This is a genomic window from Erysipelothrix aquatica (genome assembly GCF_009828775.2).
Lineage (GTDB): Bacteria > Bacillota_I > Bacilli_A > Erysipelotrichales > Erysipelotrichaceae > Erysipelothrix > Erysipelothrix aquatica.
The window spans coordinates 1-4,975 of record NZ_WTSY02000056.1; the positions used below are offsets into that span (position 1 = coordinate 1).

Annotated in this window: 3 rRNA genes; all 3 read right to left on the reverse strand. The window is 48.6% G+C overall.

The annotated features are described in order from the left end of the window. Positions 1–77: ribosomal RNA gene (rrf, locus tag GVV20_RS10130) — 5S ribosomal RNA — on the reverse strand; the annotation flags it as partial. Positions 78–142: 65 nt separating this feature from the next. Further along, positions 143–3,050 (reverse strand): 23S ribosomal RNA (locus tag GVV20_RS10135). 290 nt (positions 3,051–3,340) lie between these two features. Further along, positions 3,341–4,877, reverse strand: a 16S ribosomal RNA gene (locus GVV20_RS10140). Between the last annotated feature and the right edge of the window lie 98 nt (positions 4,878–4,975).

Here is a 4,975-nt window from a genome sequence, read left to right on the forward strand (position 1 = left end):
ATATTGTCGCCGCTAAAGTGCTTAACTTCTGTGTTCGAGATGGGAACAGGTGTGACCACTTTGCTAGAATCACCAGATCATGAGAGTAATCTCTCAAAACTGAATAACAGAAGACTTTGTATCTTTTCAAATAGTCGTTATTGTGATTAAAACCTCGACCTATTAGTATCAGTCAGCTACACATATCACTATGCTTCCACCTCTGACCTATCAACCTGATCGTCTCTCAGGGGTCTTACTACTTACGTATGGGAAATCTCATCTTGGAGTTGGCTTCGTGCTTAGATGCTTTCAGCGCTTATCCAGTCCATACTTAGCTACCCAGCCATGCCCTTGGCAGGACAACTGGTACACCAGCGGTATGTCCATCCCGGTCCTCTCGTACTAGGGACAGCGCTCCTCAAATTTCCTACGCCCACAACAGATAGGGACCGAACTGTCTCACGACGTTCTGAACCCAGCTCGCGTACCGCTTTAATGGGCGGACAGCCCAACCCTTGGAACCGAATTCAGCTCCAGGATGCGATGAGCCGACATCGAGGTGCCAAACCTCGCCGTCGATGTGAACTCTTGGGCGAGATCAGCCTGTTATCCCCAGGGTAGCTTTTATCCGTTAAGCGACGGCCCTTCCACGTGGTACCGCCGGATCACTAAGCCCGACTTTCGTCCCTGCTCGACTTGTAGGTCTCGCAGTCAAGCACCCTTCTGCCTTTACGCTCGTCGATTGATTTCCAACCAATCTGAGGGTACCTTTGGGCGCCTCCGTTACTCTTTAGGAGGCGACCGCCCCAGTCAAACTGCCCACCTGACACTCTCCCGGACCCGGATTACGGGTCGCGGTTAGATCTTCAAACTTACAAGAGTGGTATCCCAATGGCGACTCCACATAAACTAGCGTTCATGCTTCATAGTCTCCCACCTATCCTGTACATGTAAATTCAAAGATCAATATCAAGCTACAGTAAAGCTCCATGGGGTCTTTCCGTCTAGTTGCGGGTAACCGGCATCTTTACCGGTACTAAGATTTCACCGAGTCTGCTGCCGAGACAGCGCCCAAATCGTTACGCCTTTCGTGCGGGTCGGAACTTACCCGACAAGGAATTTCGCTACCTTAGGACCGTTATAGTTACGGCCGCCGTTCACTGGGGCTTCAGTTCAATGCTTCGACTCATGGTCTAACACATCCCCTTAACCTTCCAGCACCGGGCAGGCGTCACCCCCTATACTTCGTCTTGCGACTTTGCAGAGAGCTGTGTTTTAGTTAAACAGTCGCTTGGGCCTCTTCACTGCGGCTCTTCTCTAAAAAGAGCACCCCTTCTCCCGAAGTTACGGGGTCATTTTGCCGAGTTCCTTGGCAACAGTTCTCTCGCTCACCTCAGGATTCTCTCCTTGCCTACCTGTGTCGGTTTTGGTACGGGCCAAACCATAATTAACGCTAGAAACTTTTCTTGAGAGCTGGCATCGGTTACTTCGCTACTTCCTCACGGGTTCACTCCTCATAACGCCTTTGCTTTATATGGCGGATTTGCCTACCATACGGCTCCTTCGCTTAAACCGGCTCTTCCATTCGCCGGCTTAACCTAGCCTTCTCTGTCATTCCTTCACTTATGGCTCGGGTACAGGAATATCAACCTGTTGTCCATCGACTACGCTTTTCAGCCTCATCTTAGGTCCCGACTTACCCAGGGCGGACGAGCCTTCCCCTGGAAACCTTAGGCAATCGGTGTGTCAGATTCTCACTGACATTTCGCTACTCACACCGGCATTCTCACTTCTATACGCTCCAACGCTCCTCACGGTACATCTTCAACGCTGTATAGAACGCTCCCCTACCACTTGTATTACTACAAATTCGCAGTTTCGGTATCATACTTAGCCCCGGTAAATTTTCGGCGCAGGGTCACTCGACTAGTGAGCTGTTACGCACTCTTTCAAGGGTGGCTGCTTCTAAGCCAACCTCCTAGTTGTCTGTGCATCCCCACATCCTTTTCCACTTAGCATGAATTTTGGGACCTTAACTGGCGATCTGGGCTGTTTCCCTTTTGACTACGGACCTTATCACCCATAGTCTGACTGCCATCTACTTCTCCACTGGCATTCGGAGTTTGATTATATTCAGTACCCCGAGATGGGGCCATCATACATTCAGTGCTCTACCTCCAGTGGCCTTACGATGACGCTAGCCCTAAAGCTATTTCGGGGAGAACCAGCTATATCAGAGTTCGATTGGTATTTCACCCCTAGCCACAACTCATCCGCCAGCTTTTCAACGATGGTCGGTTCGGTCCTCCATTTGGTTTCACCCAAACTTCAACCTGGTCATGGCTAGATCACTCTGTTTCGGGTCTACCACAATGTACTTCGCGCCCTATTAAGACTCGCTTTCGCTTCGGCTCCGTCTTTTCCAACTTAACCTTGCACATTATGAGTAACTCGCCGGTTCATTCTACAAAAGGCACGCCATCACCCTTTAACGGGCTCTGACTTCTTGTAAGCATACGGTTTCAGGATCTATTTCACTCCGCTTCCGCGGTTCTTTTCACCTTTCCCTCACGGTACTGGTTCACTATCGGTCACTAAGGAGTATTTAGCCTTACCGGGTGGTCCCGGTTGATTCCGACAAGGTTTCACGTGCCTCGCCGTACTCAGGATTCCACTAGGGTAATCGCAGCTTTCGTCTACAGGGTTTGCACCTTCTACGACTGGCCTTTCAATGCCATTCGACTAGCTTTAATTAATCCCACGTTGTGGTCCTACTACCCCATCTCGAAGATGGTTTGGGCTCTTCCCGTTTCGCTCGCCACTACTCAGGGAATCACTGTTGTTTTCTTTTCCTCTTGCTACTAAGATGTTTCAATTCGCAAGGTTGCCTCACTATAGACTATGTATTCATCTATATGTAATACTGCATTACCAGTACTGGGTTCCCCCATTCGGATACCTCCGGATCGTTGAGTACGTACCTCTCCCCGGAGCATTTCGCTGTTAGTCGCGTCCTTCATCGGCTCTTAGTGCCTAGGCATCCACCGTACGCCCTTACATATTTAATCACATGTAATTTCGCGCCTGATTGTTTAAAATCAGTTTTTGTGTTTATCGCTTCGATAAACGTGTGTTCGCTTTGCTTTTAATTGCTTTTAGTTACTGTTTGTTTAACTTGATGTAAATCTAGTTTATACAACTATTCGAAAAGATATTCTGTTGATAACTTTATGTCTATCTATCTCTTCTGTTATTCAGTTTTCAAAGATCATTCTTTTGAAAAGCTTAATAGCCTCTCAAAACTAAACAGGAAACTCTTGTGTCAACTTCTGCTTCTTACTAAGTTATTACTCCTTAGAAAGGAGGTGATCCATCCCCACCTTCCGGTAGGGATACCTTGTTACGACTTAACCCCAATCATCGGTCCTACCTTCGACGGCTTCCTCCCTTTCGGGTTAGACCACCGGCTTCGGGTATTACCAACTCTCATGGTTTGACGGGCGGTGTGTACAAGGCCCGAGAACGTATTCACCGCGACATGCTGATTCGCGATTACTAGCGATTCCGACTTCATGGAGTCGAGTTGCAGACTCCAATCCGAACTGAGACGTACTTTCTGAGATTCGCTTCACATCACTGCTTCGCTGCCCTCTGTATACGCCATTGTAGTACGTGTGTAGCCCAGATCATAAGGGGCATGATGATTTGACGTCATCCCCACCTTCCTCCGGTTTATCACCGGCAGTCTCTCCAGAGTCCCCAACTTAATGCTGGTAACTGAAGACAAGGGTTGCGCTCGTTGCGGGACTTAACCCAACATCTCACGACACGAGCTGACGACAACCATGCACCACCTGTATCCGCCATAACTATTACATATCTCTATGCTTTTGCGCGGTATGTCAAGACCTGGTAAGGTTCTTCGCGTTGCTTCGAATTAAACCACATACTCCACCGCTTGTGCGGGCCCCCGTCAATTCCTTTGAGTTTTACGCTTGCGCGCATACTCCCCAGGCGGGATACTTATTGCGTTAACTACAGCACTGAATTTCTCCAACACTTAGTATCCATCGTTTACGGCGTGGACTACTAGGGTATCTAATCCTATTTGCTCCCCACGCTTTCGAGCCTCAGCGTCAGTTACAGGCCAGTTAGCCGCCTTCGCCACTGGTGTTCCTCCATATATCTACGCATTTTACCGCTACACATGGAATTCCACTAACCTCTCCTGTACTCAAGTCTACCAGTTTCTATGGCATCACGGGGTTGAGCCCCGAACTTTCACCATAAACTTAATAAACCGCCTGCGCTCCCTTTACGCCCAATAATTCCGGATAACGCTTGCCACCTACGTATTACCGCGGCTGCTGGCACGTAGTTAGCCGTGGCTTTCTGGTAAGGTACCGTCATATAGCTAGCATTCCCTCTAACTATCGTTCTTCCCTTACAACAGAGCTTTACAACCCGAAGGCCTTCTTCACTCACGCGGCGTTGCTCGGTCAGGGTTTCCCCCATTGCCGAAAATTCCCTACTGCTGCCTCCCGTAGGAGTCTGGGCCGTGTCTCAGTCCCAGTGTGGCCGGTCACCCTCTCAGGTCGGCTACGCATCATCGTCTTGGTGAGCCGTTACCTCACCAACTAACTAATGCGCCATAAGCCCATCTCATTGTGATGTATCCCATCTTTAATTAAATCAAGATGTCTTGACTTAACCTATCCGGTATTAGCTGACGTTTCCATCAGTTATCCCAGGCATTGAGGCAGGTTGCTTATGTATTACTCACCCGTTCGCCACTAAGATTGTAAGAAGCAAGCTTCTTACGCTCTTCGTTCGACTTGCATGTATTAGGCACGCCGCCAGCGTTCATCCTGAGCCAGGATCAAACTCTCCATTTGATTCTTTCTCATTTTTATACTCTGACGAGTTTTGTTTATTTCTTGTATTTCTTTTGAAATTGACGTTTCCTGTTTAGTTTTCAAAGACCATTTCGCAC